The organism is uncultured Eubacterium sp. (assembly GCF_934525195.1).
GTDB lineage: Bacteria > Bacillota > Clostridia > Oscillospirales > Acutalibacteraceae > Eubacterium_R.
The window spans coordinates 77849-94431 of sequence record NZ_CAKSZA010000001.1 but is presented as its reverse complement, the minus strand read 5'-3'; the positions used below and the strand labels follow the sequence as shown (position 1 = coordinate 94431).

At 40.9% G+C, this 16583-nt stretch carries 18 protein-coding genes; all 18 read left to right on the top strand.

Annotation, left to right across the window (positions count from 1 at the left end; all coding sequences use genetic code 11):
- Positions 1 to 10 precede the first annotated feature (10 nt).
- Positions 11 to 673, top strand: a complete 663-nt coding sequence (gene rsxE, locus Q0E03_RS00450) for an electron transport complex subunit RsxE (RefSeq protein WP_297128066.1) — start codon at positions 11 to 13, stop codon at positions 671 to 673.
- The gene (locus tag Q0E03_RS00445; RefSeq protein ID WP_297128063.1) at positions 674 to 1252 is read left to right on the top strand and encodes an electron transport complex protein RnfA; all 579 of its coding nucleotides are present in this window, start codon (positions 674 to 676) and stop codon (positions 1250 to 1252) included.
- Positions 1253 to 1267: 15 nt separating this feature from the next.
- Positions 1268 to 2065: an RnfABCDGE type electron transport complex subunit B gene (locus Q0E03_RS00440; RefSeq protein ID WP_288527054.1), complete on the top strand. Its 798-nt coding sequence runs from the start codon at positions 1268 to 1270 to the stop codon at positions 2063 to 2065.
- Between the two features lie 110 nt (positions 2066 to 2175).
- Positions 2176 to 3174, top strand: a complete 999-nt coding sequence (locus Q0E03_RS00435; protein ID WP_297128058.1) for a hypothetical protein — start codon at positions 2176 to 2178, stop codon at positions 3172 to 3174.
- 176 nt (positions 3175 to 3350) lie between these two features.
- Complete coding sequence (locus tag Q0E03_RS00430) at positions 3351 to 4409, top strand: FAD:protein FMN transferase (protein WP_297128055.1); 1059 nt, start codon at positions 3351 to 3353, stop codon at positions 4407 to 4409.
- Positions 4410 to 4412: 3 nt separating this feature from the next.
- Positions 4413 to 4979, top strand: a complete 567-nt coding sequence (locus tag Q0E03_RS00425; RefSeq protein ID WP_297128053.1) for an FMN-binding protein — start codon at positions 4413 to 4415, stop codon at positions 4977 to 4979.
- Positions 4979 to 5347 carry a NusG domain II-containing protein gene (locus tag Q0E03_RS00420; protein WP_297128050.1) on the top strand — a complete coding sequence of 123 codons (369 nt, stop codon included), beginning with the start codon at positions 4979 to 4981 and terminating at the stop codon, positions 5345 to 5347. The genes Q0E03_RS00425 and Q0E03_RS00420 overlap by 1 nt, the downstream gene beginning before the upstream one ends.
- Before the next feature lie 12 nt (positions 5348 to 5359).
- Positions 5360 to 5872 (top strand): Gx transporter family protein, encoded by a 513-nt coding sequence (locus Q0E03_RS00415; RefSeq protein WP_297128047.1) that lies wholly within the window; start codon positions 5360 to 5362, stop codon positions 5870 to 5872.
- Between the two features lie 51 nt (positions 5873 to 5923).
- Complete coding sequence (locus tag Q0E03_RS00410) at positions 5924 to 6196, top strand: YabP/YqfC family sporulation protein (RefSeq protein ID WP_297128044.1); 273 nt, start codon at positions 5924 to 5926, stop codon at positions 6194 to 6196.
- Positions 6196 to 6522 (top strand): spore cortex biosynthesis protein YabQ, encoded by a 327-nt coding sequence (locus Q0E03_RS00405; protein ID WP_297128041.1) that lies wholly within the window; start codon positions 6196 to 6198, stop codon positions 6520 to 6522. Before Q0E03_RS00410 ends, Q0E03_RS00405 begins: the two co-directional genes overlap by 1 nt.
- A gap of 67 nt (positions 6523 to 6589) precedes the next feature.
- Positions 6590 to 6898 carry a septum formation initiator family protein gene (locus Q0E03_RS00400; RefSeq protein WP_297128038.1) on the top strand — a complete coding sequence of 103 codons (309 nt, stop codon included), beginning with the start codon at positions 6590 to 6592 and terminating at the stop codon, positions 6896 to 6898.
- Between the two features lie 50 nt (positions 6899 to 6948).
- Positions 6949 to 8064, top strand: coding sequence for a class I SAM-dependent RNA methyltransferase (locus Q0E03_RS00395; RefSeq protein WP_297128035.1), 1116 nt, complete (start codon positions 6949 to 6951; stop codon positions 8062 to 8064).
- A gap of 232 nt (positions 8065 to 8296) precedes the next feature.
- A complete protein-coding gene (gene groES, locus Q0E03_RS00390) occupies positions 8297 to 8569 on the top strand; it encodes a co-chaperone GroES (protein WP_297128032.1) in 273 nt (90 codons plus the stop codon).
- A gap of 22 nt (positions 8570 to 8591) precedes the next feature.
- Positions 8592 to 10229 carry a chaperonin GroEL gene (gene groL / locus Q0E03_RS00385; RefSeq protein WP_177665321.1) on the top strand — a complete coding sequence of 546 codons (1638 nt, stop codon included), beginning with the start codon at positions 8592 to 8594 and terminating at the stop codon, positions 10227 to 10229.
- 134 nt (positions 10230 to 10363) lie between these two features.
- A complete protein-coding gene (locus Q0E03_RS00380) occupies positions 10364 to 11743 on the top strand; it encodes an alpha-L-fucosidase (RefSeq protein WP_297128030.1) in 1380 nt (459 codons plus the stop codon).
- A 248-nt stretch (positions 11744 to 11991) separates the two neighbouring features.
- The gene (locus Q0E03_RS00375; RefSeq protein ID WP_297128027.1) at positions 11992 to 14550 is read left to right on the top strand and encodes an MFS transporter; all 2559 of its coding nucleotides are present in this window, start codon (positions 11992 to 11994) and stop codon (positions 14548 to 14550) included.
- Between the two features lie 130 nt (positions 14551 to 14680).
- On the top strand, positions 14681 to 16327 hold the full coding sequence (locus Q0E03_RS00370; RefSeq protein ID WP_297128024.1) for a phospho-sugar mutase: 1647 nt from the start codon (positions 14681 to 14683) through the stop codon (positions 16325 to 16327).
- A 7-nt stretch (positions 16328 to 16334) separates the two neighbouring features.
- Positions 16335 to 16577 (top strand): NifU family protein, encoded by a 243-nt coding sequence (locus Q0E03_RS00365; protein ID WP_297128021.1) that lies wholly within the window; start codon positions 16335 to 16337, stop codon positions 16575 to 16577.
- The last annotated feature ends 6 nt before the right edge of the window (positions 16578 to 16583 follow it).

Below are 16583 nucleotides of genomic sequence, written 5' to 3'. Positions count from 1 at the left end.
GGAGATTTTTTTGAAGGGTATTTTAGAAAGACTTTATAACGGTATCATCAAGGAAAATCCTACCTTTGTGCTTATGCTTGGTATGTGTCCGACCTTGGCGGTAACAACAAGCGCACTCAACGGTCTTGGTATGGGTGTTGCCACAATGGCAGTTCTCATTATGTCAAATATGATTATTTCTCTTTTGCGTAAGGTTATTCCAAACGGCGTAAGAGTGCCTGTTTATATCATTATTATTGCTTCATTTGTAACTATTGTAGAAATGCTTATGCATGCATTTCTCACTCCGCTTTACAGCAGTTTGGGTATTTTCATCCCTCTCATCGTTGTAAACTGCATCATCTTCGGCAGAGCGGAATCTTATGCTTCGAAGAATAGCGTTGTGCTTTCGATTTTTGACGGTATCGGTATCGGTATCGGTTTCACAATCGGTCTTACCACTATCGGTATCATCAGAGAAATCCTCGGCAACGGCACAGTTTTCGGACTTCGTGTATTGACTGAAAGCTATGAGCCTATTTCACTCTTCATTCTTGCTCCGGGTGCATTCTTGGTGCTTTCACTTCTCTGCGCTTTGATGAACAAACTCGGCGTAAGCAAGAAAGAAAAGAAAAAGACAGGTTGTACAGGCAACTGTGCACAATGTCCGTCGGCAGAAAAGGAGGGCAAGTAAATGGCAGGAAAGTTGTTTTTGGTTCTGATTACAACAGCACTCATCAACAATGTTGTTCTCAGTCAGTTCTTGGGTATTTGTCCGTTCCTCGGTGTTTCAAAATCCACCAAAACTGCCGCAGGTATGGGCGGAGCGGTAATTTTCGTTATCACTCTTTCGTCACTTGTTTCAAGTGCACTCTATAAATATGTTATTGTAAAGCTTCATTTAGAGTATTTAAAAACTATTATATTCATCGTTGTAATCGCATTCTTGGTTCAGCTTGTTGAGACTTTCCTCAAAAAGGTTGTTCCGTCACTTTATAAGAGCCTTGGTGTATACCTTCCTCTTATCACAACAAACTGTGCGGTTTTGGGTACTGCTCTCACAAATGTTCAGCAGTCAAACGATGTAATTACAAGCGTTGTTACAGGCTTCGGCACTGCATTAGGCTTTACTGTTGCCATCGTTATTATGGCAAGTGTTCGTGAAAAAACAGAAAACAATGATTTCTTGGGATGCTTCAAGGGCACACCTGCGGTTCTTATGACTGCTTGCCTTATGTCTATTGCATTCTACGGCTTCAATGCTTTTGCTTAAGCAGAAAGGAGCTTTATGGATATTAAAGAGATTTTAATTGCCGTTGGTATTGTTTGCCTCATCAGTTTGATTGTCGGCGTTGCCCTCGGCATTGCAGAAAAAGTTTTTCATGTAGAAGTAGATGAAAAAGAAGAAAAGGTCAGAGAGGTTCTTCCGGGCAGTAACTGCGGTGGTTGCGGTTATGCAGGATGCGATGCTCTTGCTCACGCTATCGCTTCAGGCGAAGCTCCGGTTTCGGGTTGTCCTGTCGGCGGCAAGCCTGTTGCGGAACAAGTTGCAAAAATTATGGGTGCGGAACTTGGCGAAATGACTCGCAAGGTTGCATATGTAAAGTGTGACGGTAACAGCGACAAGAGAACTCTTGATTATAACTATATCGGCATTGACAGCTGTACGGCAGCTTCAATTATGCCGGGTTCAAGCCCGTATGCTTGTAAATACGGATGCCTCGGCTTTGGCTCTTGCGCAAGAGTTTGCCCTGAAGGTGCAATTCGTATTATCGACAAGAAAGCCGTTGTTGACGAAAGCCTTTGCATTGCTTGTGGCAAGTGCGTAAAGATTTGTCCTCATCAGCTTATCGAGCTTGTTCCTGCCGAATCACATTATCGTGTTCAGTGCTTCTCACATGTAAAGGGCAAGGATGTAAGAGATGCCTGCACAGCAGGTTGTATCGCTTGCGGTATTTGCCAAAAGGTTTGTGAGGCAGGAGCTATCACAGTGGTTGATAACATCGCAAAGATTGATTACGAAAAATGTACTTCTTGCGGTAAATGTGCCGAAAAGTGTCCAAGAAAGATAATTAAGAAATATTAATGTCAAAATATTGTGATAAATTTTTCACAAAGATATTGACAATCTCTTATCAATGATTTAAAATGATGTTAACATTTTGGTAAACAATAATATTAAAGGAGAGGATTATTATGACTAAAATGAAAAAATTTCTTGCAGTCGGACTTGCAGGCTTGATGGCAGTCGGCTTTGCAGCTTGCTCCGGTTCAAAGGATTCAGCAACACCAGACGACACAAAAACTGATGCAGCAGCAACTGCAAAGACAGGCTATGCTATTTCAAGCGAAATTAAGGATGACGAATACAATAAGTCAGACACAAACCTTGAAATTGACTCTGTATGTGCAGCAGTTCTTGTTGATGCAGACGGTAAAATTATTGATGTAAAAATTGACGAAGCTCAGACAAAGCCTGACCTCAAAAAGGATAACGGCGATGTAGCAGACCTCAGAACAAAGCGTGATAAGAAGGAAGACTACGGTATGAAGGGTGCTTCCGGAATCGGCAAAGAATGGTATGAGCAAATTGCTGCATTTGAAGAATGGGCAAAGGGCAAGACAGCTGAAGAAGTTAAGGCAGGTATCGGCGAAGACGGTTATCCATCAGATGCAGACCTCAAGGCCGGTTGCACAATGTATGCAAACGGTTTTGCACAGGTAACAGCACAGGCTATGGAAAATGCAAAAGACCTCGGTGCAAGCGCTACTGATTCACTCAAGCTTTCTATGACAACAGAAAAGTATTATGAGTCAAACGAAACAAATCTTCAGTACGACACAAACTATGCAATTGTAACTGTTGATGCAAACGGCAAGGTAACATCTTGCGTTATCGATGCTTCACAGGCTAAGTGCTCAATCGCTGACGGCAAGTTCACTGTCGCAAAAGGAGCTTACAAGTCAAAGAAAGAACTTGGCGATGATTACAATATGAGAGGCGCATCACCAATCGGTAAAGAGTGGTATGAGCAGGCTGAAGCATTTGAGAAGTGGTGTGTTGGCAAGACAGCTGACGAAGTTAAGGCTTCTTATGGCGACGATATGACAGCAACTGACGCAGACCTCAAGGCCGGTTGCACAATGACAATCAACGGCATTGCAGAAAATGTTGCAAAGGCAATCAATTCATAATTGCTTTTAATTGCTAATTTAAAGTTCCCCTTTTGGGGAACTTTTTTTATAAAGTTTTTCGTTTGCTTTTGGAAACCTTTTTTTGAATATATTTGTGAACATATTTATTTGTTTTATATATAATAAATATATTATAGTGGTTGAATTGTTGCCGAATTTCTGTTATAATATTATTTATGAAAAAAATAATGTCGCTGTTTTTGGCTTTTGCGGTTGCTGTTGCTTTCGCTTCTTGCTCCAATTCTGTCAAAGCAAAGGAAAAATATAAAGCGTCGTTCCTTGACCTTTTCGATACCGCTTCAACTGTTATCGCTTATGACAACAGTCAGGAAGTGTTCGACCGCAATTATCAGCGGTTTTATGATGAACTTAAAACCTATGATGAACTGTTCGATATTTATAAGGAATACGAGGGTGTAACAAATCTTTATAATGTCAACAAACTTGCAGGCAAAGCTCCTGTAAAGGTTGATGCGAAAATAATTGATATGCTCAATTACGGCAAAGAAATTTATAACACCACTCAGGGTAAAGTGAATATTTGTATGGGCACGGTTCTTGAATTGTGGCATAACGAGAGGGATTACGGCATTGCAAATCCCGAGGAAGCGAAGCTTCCCGATATGTCGAAACTTAAAGAAGCAAGCAAGCATACCGATATTAACAATCTTGTTATAGACAAGAATAATAATACCGTTTATTTTAAAGACCCTGAGATGAAACTCGATGTCGGTGCTATCGCCAAAGGCTATGCCGTTCAACAGATTTCAGACTGGGCAAAGAGCAATTTGTGGACAAGCGCCGCTATTTCAATCGGCGGAAATGTCTCGACTTTCGGCTATAAAAACGATGACGGCAAAACAAAATGGACTATCGGCATAGAAAATCCCGATACTACTTCGGATGATTTCTTGCTAAAACTCAATATCACGGACGAGTGCATTGTAACAAGCGGTGATTATCAACGCTACTACACCGTTGACGGCAAAAAATATTGCCATATAATCAACCCCGAAACACTTATGCCGAGCGAATATATGGCGAGCGTGTCGGTGATTTGCAAGGATTCGTCATTCGGCGATACAATGTCAACTGCGTTGTTTAATATGACTATTGAGGACGGCAAAAATCTTGTTGACAGCCTTGACGGAATAGAAGCCGTGTGGGTTGATAAGGAATATAACAAAACATTTTCAAAAGGATTTAATCAATTTTTAGATAATTCGGAGGAATAAATTATGAAATCAAAAGCGCATTACAATCCAAAATCAAAAAAACAGCTTGTGTATTTCGTCATTATGCTTGTACTCAGCGTTGCTGTTGTATTTGGCTCAATCGCAATCAAAAATGCTGTTGATGAGAAAAATAACGGCACCGTTGATGTGAACTTCACAATTTCAAAGTCTGTGCCTGTTGATGTTAAAGATAACAAACTCGGCGTAACAGGCGTTGAAGAAGTGTATAACGATAAAAACGAAGTTGTGGCTTATGTAATCAACGGCACAACAGTCGGTTACAACGCTGAATCTCCTATCGAAATGGCAACAACAATCACCGCTGACGGCAAAGTTGTTTGCGGGGTTGACATCATCAAACAGGAAGAAACCGAATACCTCGGTGTTCGTATTGCTACCGATGATTTCAAAAATCAGTTTGAGGGCAAAAAGATACCTGTTGTTTCATCAAACGGCATTGAAAAAGGCTCAAAGGTTGATGTAATCGCAAAGAGTACAATTTCATCAGAGGCTGTAATCAACGGTGTTGATAACGCAGCAGAATATGTAACCGAATTTTTGGCTAAATAATGAAAAAGGCTGACTTGATTATAGTTGCTGTTGTGCTTGCAGTTGCAGGTGTGCTTTGCTTTTATCTTTATTTTGTCAATGGCGACAGCGGCAAATTCGTTCAGGTTGAGGTTGACGGAAAAGTCGTTGACACCTTAAAACTTGATGAAGATTTTGAAAAGCAGTATGATTTTGACGGCGATACAAACACTCTTGTCATTAAAGACGGCAAAGCAAAGGTGACTCAGGCAAATTGTCCCGACGGTGTTTGCGTCAATCACAAATCTGTCAATCGGTCGGGTGAGTCGATTATTTGCCTGCCTCATAAATTTGTTGTCACCGTGACTGATGAAAAATCGGCGGATGATGAGATTGATGCCGTGGCATAGTTGGTATTTTGTATGAAAAAATCTAAATTAAAAAATATTGCGTTCTACGGTATGATGATAGCGCTTGCACTTGTGTTCAGCTATCTTGAATCGTTTATTCCGATTAATTTGCTCATCCCGATTCCGGGTGTAAAACTCGGCTTTGCAAATATCGTTGTTGTGTTTGCACTCTATATGATGAAGCCTGTTGATGCAATTATTATAGGCGTGCTTCGTGTGCTTTTGTCGGGTCTGCTGTTTGGCAATCCGATGACTATTGCATATAGCCTTGTCGGTTGCTTTTTGAGTTGGCTCATTATGACTTTGCTCAAAAACACCAAGCTTTCTATTGTCGGTGTGAGTATGCTCGGCGGTATAATGCACAATATCGGACAGTTGATTGTAGCGGTTGTTCTTACAAGTACGGTCAGAATTGCTTATTATTTGCCGGTTCTCCTTGTTTCGGGTATGGTGACCGGTCTTGTTATGGGCTACGCTTCAAAATTGGTTGTTGACCGAATTTCAAAAATTAAAAAGAATGTTTAATGCTCTGAATATTTCAGGGCATTTTTTCATATATTCCTTTGAGGGATTAGTATGAATGAATTTGAAAATAAAAAAGAACATTCTTTTACTGTGAAAAATCGAGAATTTGCCACTCTTGACGGCGTGACGGATGTTGATGCGTTCAATGAAGAAGAAATACACGCAAAAACCGATTACGGTGCTTTAACTATCAAAGGCGAGGGCTTGCACATTGAAGAACTCGATTTAACAAGCGGTTGCTTAAAGGTAAACGGCAAAATAACCGCCCTTGTTTATGTTAATGACGGAGTCAAAAAAAGCACGTTCAGGCGGCTTTTTTCGTGATGATGTTGTTTTCGTTTGTCGCTCTCGGTTCGGTTTTTGCATTTGTTTATTCGTTTGTTACTTTGATTGAAGATGTATTGTTGCCTAAGGTAATTGCCTTTTTTGTTGATGTTGTTATGCTTTTGTCATTCGGCGTGGCGTTCTTTTGTTTTGTTGTAGGATTTGGAACGGACGGCTTTAGATATTACCATTTGTTGTTCACTTTAACCGGCTTTGTTTTGTATCGTCAAACTATACACAGAATTTTTTCAAAAATAAATCAAAAGCTTGTAAACAAACTTTCTGTAAAACGCAGAAGATTTACAAAAAGGTTAAAAAAGTTTTAAAAAACTATTGCAATTACTTGTGCGGTTATAATATAATATAAGGGTAAATAAACGAGGGGAGTCCGCTATGAAAACTAAAAGCAATAAGGTTAAAAACAAGAAAAATGTAATTATCGGTTTTGTTATCGCGGTTATTGTGGCGTTGGTCGGATACTGCTCGTTTTGCTTAATTTCAAATGCTGCCGATATCAGCAGACTTAAAATTGAATCGCAGGAACTTAATGCTAAGTATGAACAACAGCTTGACGAAAACAAAAAGGTTAAGTCAATCCTCAATTCAGACAATAAGGATGAATATATCGAACAAAAAGCTCGTGAAAAAGGCTATGTGAAAGACGGAGAAGTTGTTTATTACGACATCTCTTCAAGCAAATAAAACTATTTGGGTGGCACAACAACCACCCAATTTTTATGTAGGTGTAAAATATGATGATGAAAATGGTTGCTACCTGCCTCTTGGGTATAGAGGGCATCGTAGCGGATGATTTAAAAGCTATGGATGCGCAGAATGTCTGTGCAGAAAACGGCAGAGTGTTTTTTGACGGCGACGAAACAATACTTGCGCGTGCAAATATTTGGTCAAGGTATGCCGAACGTATTCTTATTGTGTTGGATAGATTCAACGCTGTGACATTTGAGGAACTTTTCCAAGCGGTAAAAGCTTTGCCGTGGAGTGAATTTATCGGTTCAGCCGATGAATTTCCTGTAAAGGGTTTTTCAATAAATTCCGCGCTTCATTCTGTTCCTGATTGCCAAAAGATAATTAAAAAAGCAATTGTAGAATCGCTTAAGGAAGATTATCACATTAATTGGTTTGAGGAAAGCGGTCCTGTCCATCAGGTGCAGTTCTCAATTATGAAGGATGAAGTTACAATTATGCTTGATACTTCAGGCAGAGGACTTCACAAAAGAGGCTACCGTCCTGTAGGCAATGATGCTCCTATCAGAGAAACTCTTGCCGCTGCTATGTGCCGACTTTCTCAACTTCGTCACTATCACACAATGTACGACCCTTGTTGCGGAAGTGGAACTATTCTTATAGAGGGCGCAATGCTTGCAAACAATATTGCACCGGGCATCAATCGCAATTTTGATGTTGACCGTTGGGGTTTTGTTCCCGAATCTGTTTGGATGAGCGAGCGTGAACGTTGTCACGATTTAATCAAGACCGACACCGATTTTGTTGCTTTTGGTTCGGATATCGACCCTCACGCAATCGAATTGACTGAAAAAAATGCAAGAAATATTAAGGTTGACAAGTTTATTCGCACTTCTGTTTGCGATGTTGCAAAGTTCAATCCGACAACCGAAAAGGGTACTCTCATCACAAATCCGCCTTATGGCGAAAGAATGCTTGATATTCGCACTGCCGAAAAACTATATCGTGTTATGGGTGACAAATTTGTTCGCAGACACGGTTGGAGTTATGGCATCATTTCTCCTGATGAAGAGTTTGAAAAGTGTTTCGGCAGAAAAGCCGATAAACGTCGTAAACTTTATAACGGTATGATTAAGTGCCAATATTATATGTATTTTAAATAATATTTATTCCGACTTCTCTTGTTATCAAGGGAAGTCATTTTGTTTGGGCGTGACGATTTTCGCCTGTTTTTTATTTCTGTTTGAAGTATAATATTCACTAAACATCATATATTTTTTAAATAATTTATGAACCCTATTGACATTTTTGAAAAAGTTGCTAAAATATATATTAGCACTCAGGGATAAAGAGTGCTAACACATAAATGGTAAATTTTTAATGAGGTGATATATTATGACTATTAAGCCACTTGCAGACAGAGTTCTGCTCAAACAAGTAAAGGCTGAGGAAACAACTGCATCAGGTCTTATTCTTGCCGCTTCCGCACAGGAAAAGCCGGAGGTTAGCGAGGTTGTTGCAGTAGGTCCGGGCACAGAAAAATACCCTATGACCGTTAAGGTTGGCGATAAGGTTATTATCAGCAAGTATTCAGGCACTCAGGTTAAGGTTGACGGTGAGGAATACACCATCACTGAGGTCAAAGAAGTTCTTGCAGTAGTTGAGTAATAATATAAGGAGGAATTTAGCTATGGCAAAAGATATAATTTATGGCGAAGAAGCCCGCAAGGCTCTTCAAGCAGGTATTGATAAGCTTGCAAACACAGTAAAGATTACACTTGGTCCAAAGGGCAGAAATGTAGTTCTTGATAAAAAATACGGTTCACCGCTCATTACAAACGACGGTGTAACAATCGCAAAGGAAATCGAGCTTGAAAATCCTTTTGAAAATATGGGTGCACAGCTCGTAAAGGAAGTTTCATCAAAGACAAATGATGATGCAGGTGACGGCACAACAACAGCAACACTTCTTGCTCAGGCTCTTGTCAGAGAGGGTATGAAGAATGTTGCCGCAGGTGCAAACCCAATGACTGTTAAAAACGGTATCAAAGGTGCTGTTGATGCAGTTGTAGATTCTGTAAAGGCTCAAAGTCGTGCAGTAAAGGATAATGCCGACATCGCAAGAGTCGCAACTGTTTCGGCTGCCGACGAATATGTAGGCTCTCTTATCGCAGAGGCTATGGAAAAGGTAACAGCCGACGGCGTTATTACTATTGAAGAATCAAAAACAGCAGAAACAACTTGTGAAGTTGTAGACGGTATGCAGTTTGACCGTGGTTACATCTCACCTTATATGGTAACAGATACCGATAAGATGGAAGCTGTAATCGATGATGCAATGCTCCTCATCACAGACAAGAAGATTTCAACTGTTCAGGATATTCTTCCTCTCCTTGAGAGTGTTCTCAAGGCAGGCAAGAAGCTTGTTATCATTGCAGAAGATGTTGAGGGCGAGGCTCTTCAAACAATTCTTCTCAACAAGCTCCGTGGTACATTCACTTGTGTATGCGTAAAGGCTCCGGGCTTTGGCGACAGAAGAAAGGATATGCTTCAGGATATCGCAATTCTTACAGGCGGTCAGGTAATCACTTCCGACCTCGGTCTTGAACTCAAGGATACAACAATGGCTATGCTCGGTCAGGCTCGTCAGGTTAAGGTTACAAAGGAAAATACAATTATCGTTGACGGCGCAGGCAACAGCGACGACATTAAGGCAAGAACTTCTCAAATCAAAACAGCTATTGAAAATTCAACTTCTGATTTTGACAGAGAAAAACTCCAGGAAAGACTTGCAAAGATGGCAGGTGGCGTAGCAGTTATCAAGGTTGGTGCAGCTACCGAAACAGAAATGAAAGAAAAGAAGCTCCGTATTGAAGATGCTCTTGCAGCTACAAAGGCAGCTGTTGAAGAGGGCATCGTACCGGGCGGCGGTGTTGCTCTCATCAATGCAATTCCTGCGGCTCAGGCACTTCTTGATACAGATGACGCAGATTACAAGACAGGTGTAAATATCGTTCTCAAGGCACTTGAAGAGCCGGTTCGTCAAATCGCCGCAAATGCAGGCGAGGAAGGCTCTGTAATCGTTGATAAGATTAAGAACAGCCCTGCCGGCACAGGTTGCAACTTTGCAACAGGCGAATATGTTGATATGATTGAAAACGGTATCGTTGACCCTGCAAAGGTAACTCGTTCTGCACTTCAAAATGCCGCTTCTGTTGCAGCAATGGTTCTCACAACAGAATCACTTGTAACAGACATCAAAGACCCACAGGCAGATGCAGCACAGGCAGCAGCTATGGCAGCAGCATCACAGGGCGGTATGTATTAATCGGTGTGTTCCGATAATCTCCAAATGTATTTCAAAGACTCTCTTGGGTTCGCCCAAGGGAGTTTTTTATTGACGGAATGTTAAAATAATGGTATAGTAAAAGAGTATAAATTCAATTATGGTGGTACATTGCTATGAATATGAAACTTGACAGAAACTGGACAACCGACAATAACGGTGCGCCTCTCAATGATGCAGAGGTGCAGAGATATATTTCAGTTGTTCCTACTCCGAGCCAACAAAGACTTCAGGACAAGCCGTTTTATGCGTTCTTCCACTTTGGTATGAACACCGCAAACGACAGAGAATGGGGTTGCGGAAGCGAGGTTGCTTCTGATTTTGATATTACAAAAATCAAGCCTGAACAGTGGGTAAAGACCGTTAAAGCCGCCGGTATGACGGGCGTTATCCTCACTTGTAAGCACCACGACGGTTTCTGCCTTTGGAACACAGGCACAACAGATTTCAATGTTATGAACAGCCCTATGGGCAAGGATATTGTAAAGGCTGTGTCGGATGAATGTCACAATCAGGGCATTGAATTCGGCGTTTATCTCTCTCCGTGGGATATGCACGAGCCGACCTATGGAACAGAGCAGTATAATGATTATTTCATTCGTCAGCTTACAGAACTTTGCGGTAACTACGGTGAACTTTTTGAGGTTTGGTTTGACGGTGCAAAGGGTGCGAATGCAAAGGCGTTTACATATGATTGGCAGAGATATTACAAACTTATCCGTACAATGCAACCAAATGCAAATATTGCTATCTGCGGTGAGGATATCCGTTGGGTAGGCAATGAGGCAGGCAAGGCAAGAAAGAATGAATATTCTGTTGTTCCTGCTTCTCTCAAACAGTGCGAAGCTATCGAAAAGAACAGCCAAAATGCAGAGGGTGACGCCGCAAGACTTCAAAAGGTAGACACTATGGATGAGGACTTGGGTTCAAGAAACATCCTCAAGAAAAATGCAAATCTCTCTTGGTATCCTGCCGAGGTTGATGTTTCAATCCGTAAGGGTTGGTTCTATCACAAAAAAGATGACAGAACCGTAAAGAGTGCAAGACGACTTTTCAAGATTTATCTCACATCTGTCGGCAACAACTGCACACTTCTCCTTAATATTCCGCCAACCGATAAGGGTGTAATTTGTGCAAAGGATGTTCATAGCCTCAAAGCCCTTGGCGAAAAAATCAAGGACATCACGGCTTATCCTGTTTTGGAGCAGAATATCGGTGAGCTCAAAGAAAATCAAGGTTATTTCGAATTCGACTTTGACTCTGCGAAGAAACTCAGATATTTTGTTATCAGCGAAGATTTGACTTATTCACAGAGAATTGAAAAGTTTGACCTTTATATCAAAAAGCCGAACGGAAGCTACAAGCGTGCTTATCAGGGCACAATCGTTGGCGCAAAGAAAATTGTTAAGCTTAACAAAAAAGCAACAGGCGCAGTTCTTGTTATCCGTCAAAGCCGTTCAACTCCTCACATCAAATCAGTTGGTTTTTACGAATAAAATTCAATATGTTTCATGTTGCTCCTCTTGTCGTTTTGGTAAGGGGAGCTTGTTTATTTTTTTAACAATTAAAATATACTTTAAAAGCACATTTTGTCGTTGAATTTTACAATTTTTTAACAATATTGCACTAAATTTAGAGATAAAATATTCAAATTGTATAAATTTTTGTCTTTTCAATTAATTTTCTTGTATTTAATTACAAGATGTGTTATCATATTGGAAGTATTTGTAAAGGAGTAATTTTTATGGCTGAAAAAACACAGCAGTCCGGTAAAGTAAAGACCTTGATTGATCAAGTGAAGTACTACTGGAAAAAGCCTGCAAAGGGCAGATATATGTCCTTTAAGGAAATCGCCTCATACGCTTTCGGCGGTATAGGTGCTTACTTAATCGTTTGTATGAGCTACCCTTGTATTTTGGGTGCAACAAACGTATTCTTGTCCGGTACAATCGGTATCGGTCTTACAGATATGTACATTATGTACGTTATCGCAATTTTGTCAGGTATCCCGCTTACAGGTGTTCGTGCTAATATAGTAGACAACACCCGAAACAAAGCAGGTAAATATCGACCGTATCTTTTGAGAATGGGTATCCCTTGTGCAATCATTTTTGTTGCAATGGTTTGGTTCCCGTACGATAAACTTCACCTCATCGTCGGTGACGGTCAAGCTTTTGGCAAGAGCAGCGAATATATCGCAAAGTGTGCGGTTATTCTTGCGTTCAACATTGCTCTTCAATTCTTCTACAACTTCTTCTATGATGCATACGAAAACCTTATTCACGTACTTTCTCCAAACTCACAAGAGCGTGCCGATGTTGCATCAATCAAGAGCGTTGTATATTCTTTCGGTCCAACCGTATATAACCTTATCATTCCTCTTATTGCAGCAATGCTTAAGACAAATCAGACTGATATTAAGGTTTACAGAATTGCTTTCCCTGTTGTCGGCGTTATCGGTATTCTTCTTGTATTTATTGTTTATGCAAACACACAGGAAAAGATTATTCAGGCTAAAACTCACGTTATTCAGATTAAGTTTACAGACGCACTTCGTGAAGTTGCAAAGAATAAGTATTTCTGGATTATCTCTCTTGCTACATGGATTGGTTTCCTCGAAACAGCTTATTCAAACATCCTTTATTGGCTCTGTAACTATGGCGGTGCCTGCTCACAAGGTACATACGCAATCATAACTACCGTTTACGGCAACGCCTCCCTTTGGGGTATGCTTCTTGCTCCGCTTTGTATCAGAAAATGGGGTAAGAAAAAGGTTCAGATTGTTACAAACCTTTTCAACATTTTGTTCATTCTTTGTATGTATCCGTTCTTCCACAGCTCTGCTGCTCCGGACGGTAACATTCAAAACTATGTAATTTGGGCAGTTCTTGCTTGTCTTTACCTCAACGGTATTGTCGGTGCGTTTGCTCATATTCTTAACCCGTCAATCCAAGCTGACATCCGTGACTATCAGCAGTACAGAACAGGTGAGCGTATCGATGGTATGTTTGCCGCAGTTGCTGCTATCGGCAGTGTAATCACACTCCTTACAGCCGGCATTCTTCCTGCACTTCAGGAAAAATACGGTATGACTGCCGCTATGGCTCAAAAGGTAACAAGTGATGCATCTCTTATGTCAAGAGTTCTTCCGGGTACTGAACAGCCAATCAGCCAAATGCTTTCAGATCAGCTTGCAAACGGTCAAAACAACTTTATCAACCCATCATCGGCACTTTATAATGTAGACGGTATCTTGTTGCCACTTCTTCGTATTTTGGTTCTTATCGCTGCTCTCGGTGCTACACTCAATGTTATTCCGTTCTTCTTCTATGACTTGACAGAGAAGAAGCAAAAGTCATATGTTCGTGTTCTTAAGGTTCGTGCCGTATTCGAGGACTATGGCAACAACGCTATGAAGGATAAAGACATTGTTGAAATGATTGACCTTGTCAACAATGCCAAGGAAATGGCAGTTGCCACTCCAAAGGTTGTTGATAAGTCATCATATAAAGGCATATCCGACAAGGCAGAGCGTAAAGCAGCTAAAAAAGCATACAGAGAAGCTCTTGAATATAACGAAGAAATCGAAGTTTCACAGTTTGTTATGGATGAGCTTAACAAGTTCGATTCAGAACTCGGTAAGCATAAGCTTGAAGCATACAACAAGATTTTCGAAGCAGGTCTTGACGGTATCAAGAACACTTCACTTGACGGTGCAAAGGCTCAGCTTCAAAAGGCAAAGACTATGCCTGCAAACACAGAAGAAGAAAAGGAAATCAGAAAGTTCTATATTGAACTTGCAAAGAGCCAGATTTCTGCTGTTAAGGCATACAATAAGTTCTTCGGCACTGTAAACGAGTTCAAGGAACTCAGCTTCGACACAATCGAGCAGTACTTCAATCAGGAAGATGGACTCGACGAAAAGATTGCAGAGCTTGCAAAGCTTAGCCATATCGCAAAGAAAGATAAGGACTTCTCAGAAGTTAAGAGACTTAAGGCTGAAATTAAGAAGCTTTCAGAGGAACGCAAGGAAGTTCGCAAGCTTTCAAAGGCAGAAATGGATAAGCATGCACAGTTCAACCGTGCCGCAAAGCCATATGTTGACGCTAAGAAGCTCTTGGCTCAACAAGAAAACTTCTCACACTTCGATGAAATTGCCGCTCAGTATGAAACTGCAAAGGCAAATGTAGCACTTGCCGAAAAGCAAGAGGCTGAAGAAGAAGCAAAGCGTCTCGCTGAGGAGAAGGAAGAGCTTGAACGCCGCAAGGCTGAAAAGGCTGCTAAAAAGGCTTCTAAGAAATAATAAAAATTTCATTAATTGCTAAAAAGAGGTAGACCTGTCTACCTCTTTTGTTGTATAATAAACCCGATAAAATCTCATTTTTGTTGGGCAAATCGCTTTAAGCAAATTTATTTGCATCAGGAGGACAATTATGGACATCAATCAAAAATATAATTTGTGGCTGACATTTGATGATGAAACAAAAAAAGAACTTGAATCTGTCACCGATAAAAAAGAAATTGAGGATAGATTTTATAAGGATTTGGCGTTCGGCACGGGCGGACTTCGTGGCATTATGGGCGCAGGAACAAACCGTATGAATTCGTACACCGTGGGCAAGGCTTCTCTCGGCTTTGCAAAGTATCTCAAAGATAAGTACGACGGCGAAATCAGCGTTGCCATTGCTTGCGACTCTCGCCTTAATTCCCGTGCGTTTGAGTGGGACAGTGCAAGAGTTTTTGCGTCGCAGGGCATAAAGGTTTATGCTTATACTCAAATTGTGCCTGTTCCTATGCTTTCTTTTGCAACACGGTATTTGCATTGCAACGCAGGTGTTATGATTACCGCTTCGCATAACCCAAAGGAATATAACGGCTACAAGGCTTATGACAATACAGGTTGCCAGCTTTGCACCGATGATGCAAAAGAAGTGCTCTCTTATATCAATGCTATTGACGATTATTCATCCGTGTATAAAGATGTAAAAAGCGTTGACGAATATATTTCCGACGGTATGATTGTCGGCGTTTATGACGAACTTTTTGACGAATTCATCAAGGCTGTTAAAACACAGTCGCTTTATAACGAACACAGCGAGTTGAAGATTGTGTACACTCCGCTTCACGGCACAGGCAATGTTCCTGTTCGCAAGGTGCTTGAGGGCAAGACAGTTTATATTGTTTCCGAACAGGAAAATCCCGATGGTAATTTCCCAACGGTTGTTTCTCCAAATCCGGAGGACAGAAAGGCTCTTACTTTGGGCATTGAACTTGCCAAAGAAAAGGATGCCGACATCGTTCTCGGCACCGACCCCGATTGCGACAGAGTCGGTGTTGCCGTAAAACACAACGGTGAGTATGTTCTTTTGACAGGCAACCAAACAGGCGCTTTGCTTGTTAACTTTGTGTTGACTATGAAAAAAGACAGCCTCAATTCAAAATCAACTCTTGTAAAAACTATTGTAACTTCCGAACTTGGTGCAAATATTGGCAGAAGCTTCGGCTTGCAGGTTGAGGAAACTCTCACAGGATTTAAGTATATCGGTGATAAAATCAATAAATATGAGGCATCGGGTGAGCAGGAATTTGTTATCGGCTATGAGGAGTCGTACGGCTATTTGGTCGGCACTCACGCAAGAGATAAGGACGGCGTTGTGTCCTCGATGCTTGTTTGCGAAATGGCTGCTTGGTACAAAAATCAAGGCAAAACCCTTGTTGACGGTCTTAACGAAATTTACGATAAATACGGCTATTATCTCGATTTTCTCGACAGTTTTGTCTTAAAGGGCAAAGACGGTGCAGAGAAAATCCAAAATCTTATGGTTGAATTCAGAAATAAAGGCACGGCACTTTTACCCAATATTAAGGAAATCGTTGATTTCAAGGACGGAATTCGTGATTTGCCAAAGGAAAATGTGCTCAAGTATATTTTTAATGATGGTTCTTGGATGGCTGTTCGCCCAAGTGGAACAGAGCCGAAAATCAAGGTTTATTATTCAATTGTAGACCCTGATAAGAGCAACGCAAAGGCTCGACTTGAAACTATCAGACAAACAATTTCTTCAATTATTAATGTGTGAGGCGACTATGGATAAGATTCAAAAATATATAGAAACCGTCCTTCAACCGAAAATTCAGGGCGACGGCGGTTGGATAGAATTCGATTCGCTCAGCGGTGATGAATTGACCGTCATTTTTCGTGGCGAATGTTCAAAGTGCCTCATCCTCGACAGATGCGTTGCTTGGATAAAAGACGAAATAAAAAGAGATTGCAAGAAGAATGTGAATATCACGGCAATAAGAAAAAAGCCGTATTTTCAGGATGTTTAAGGAGGG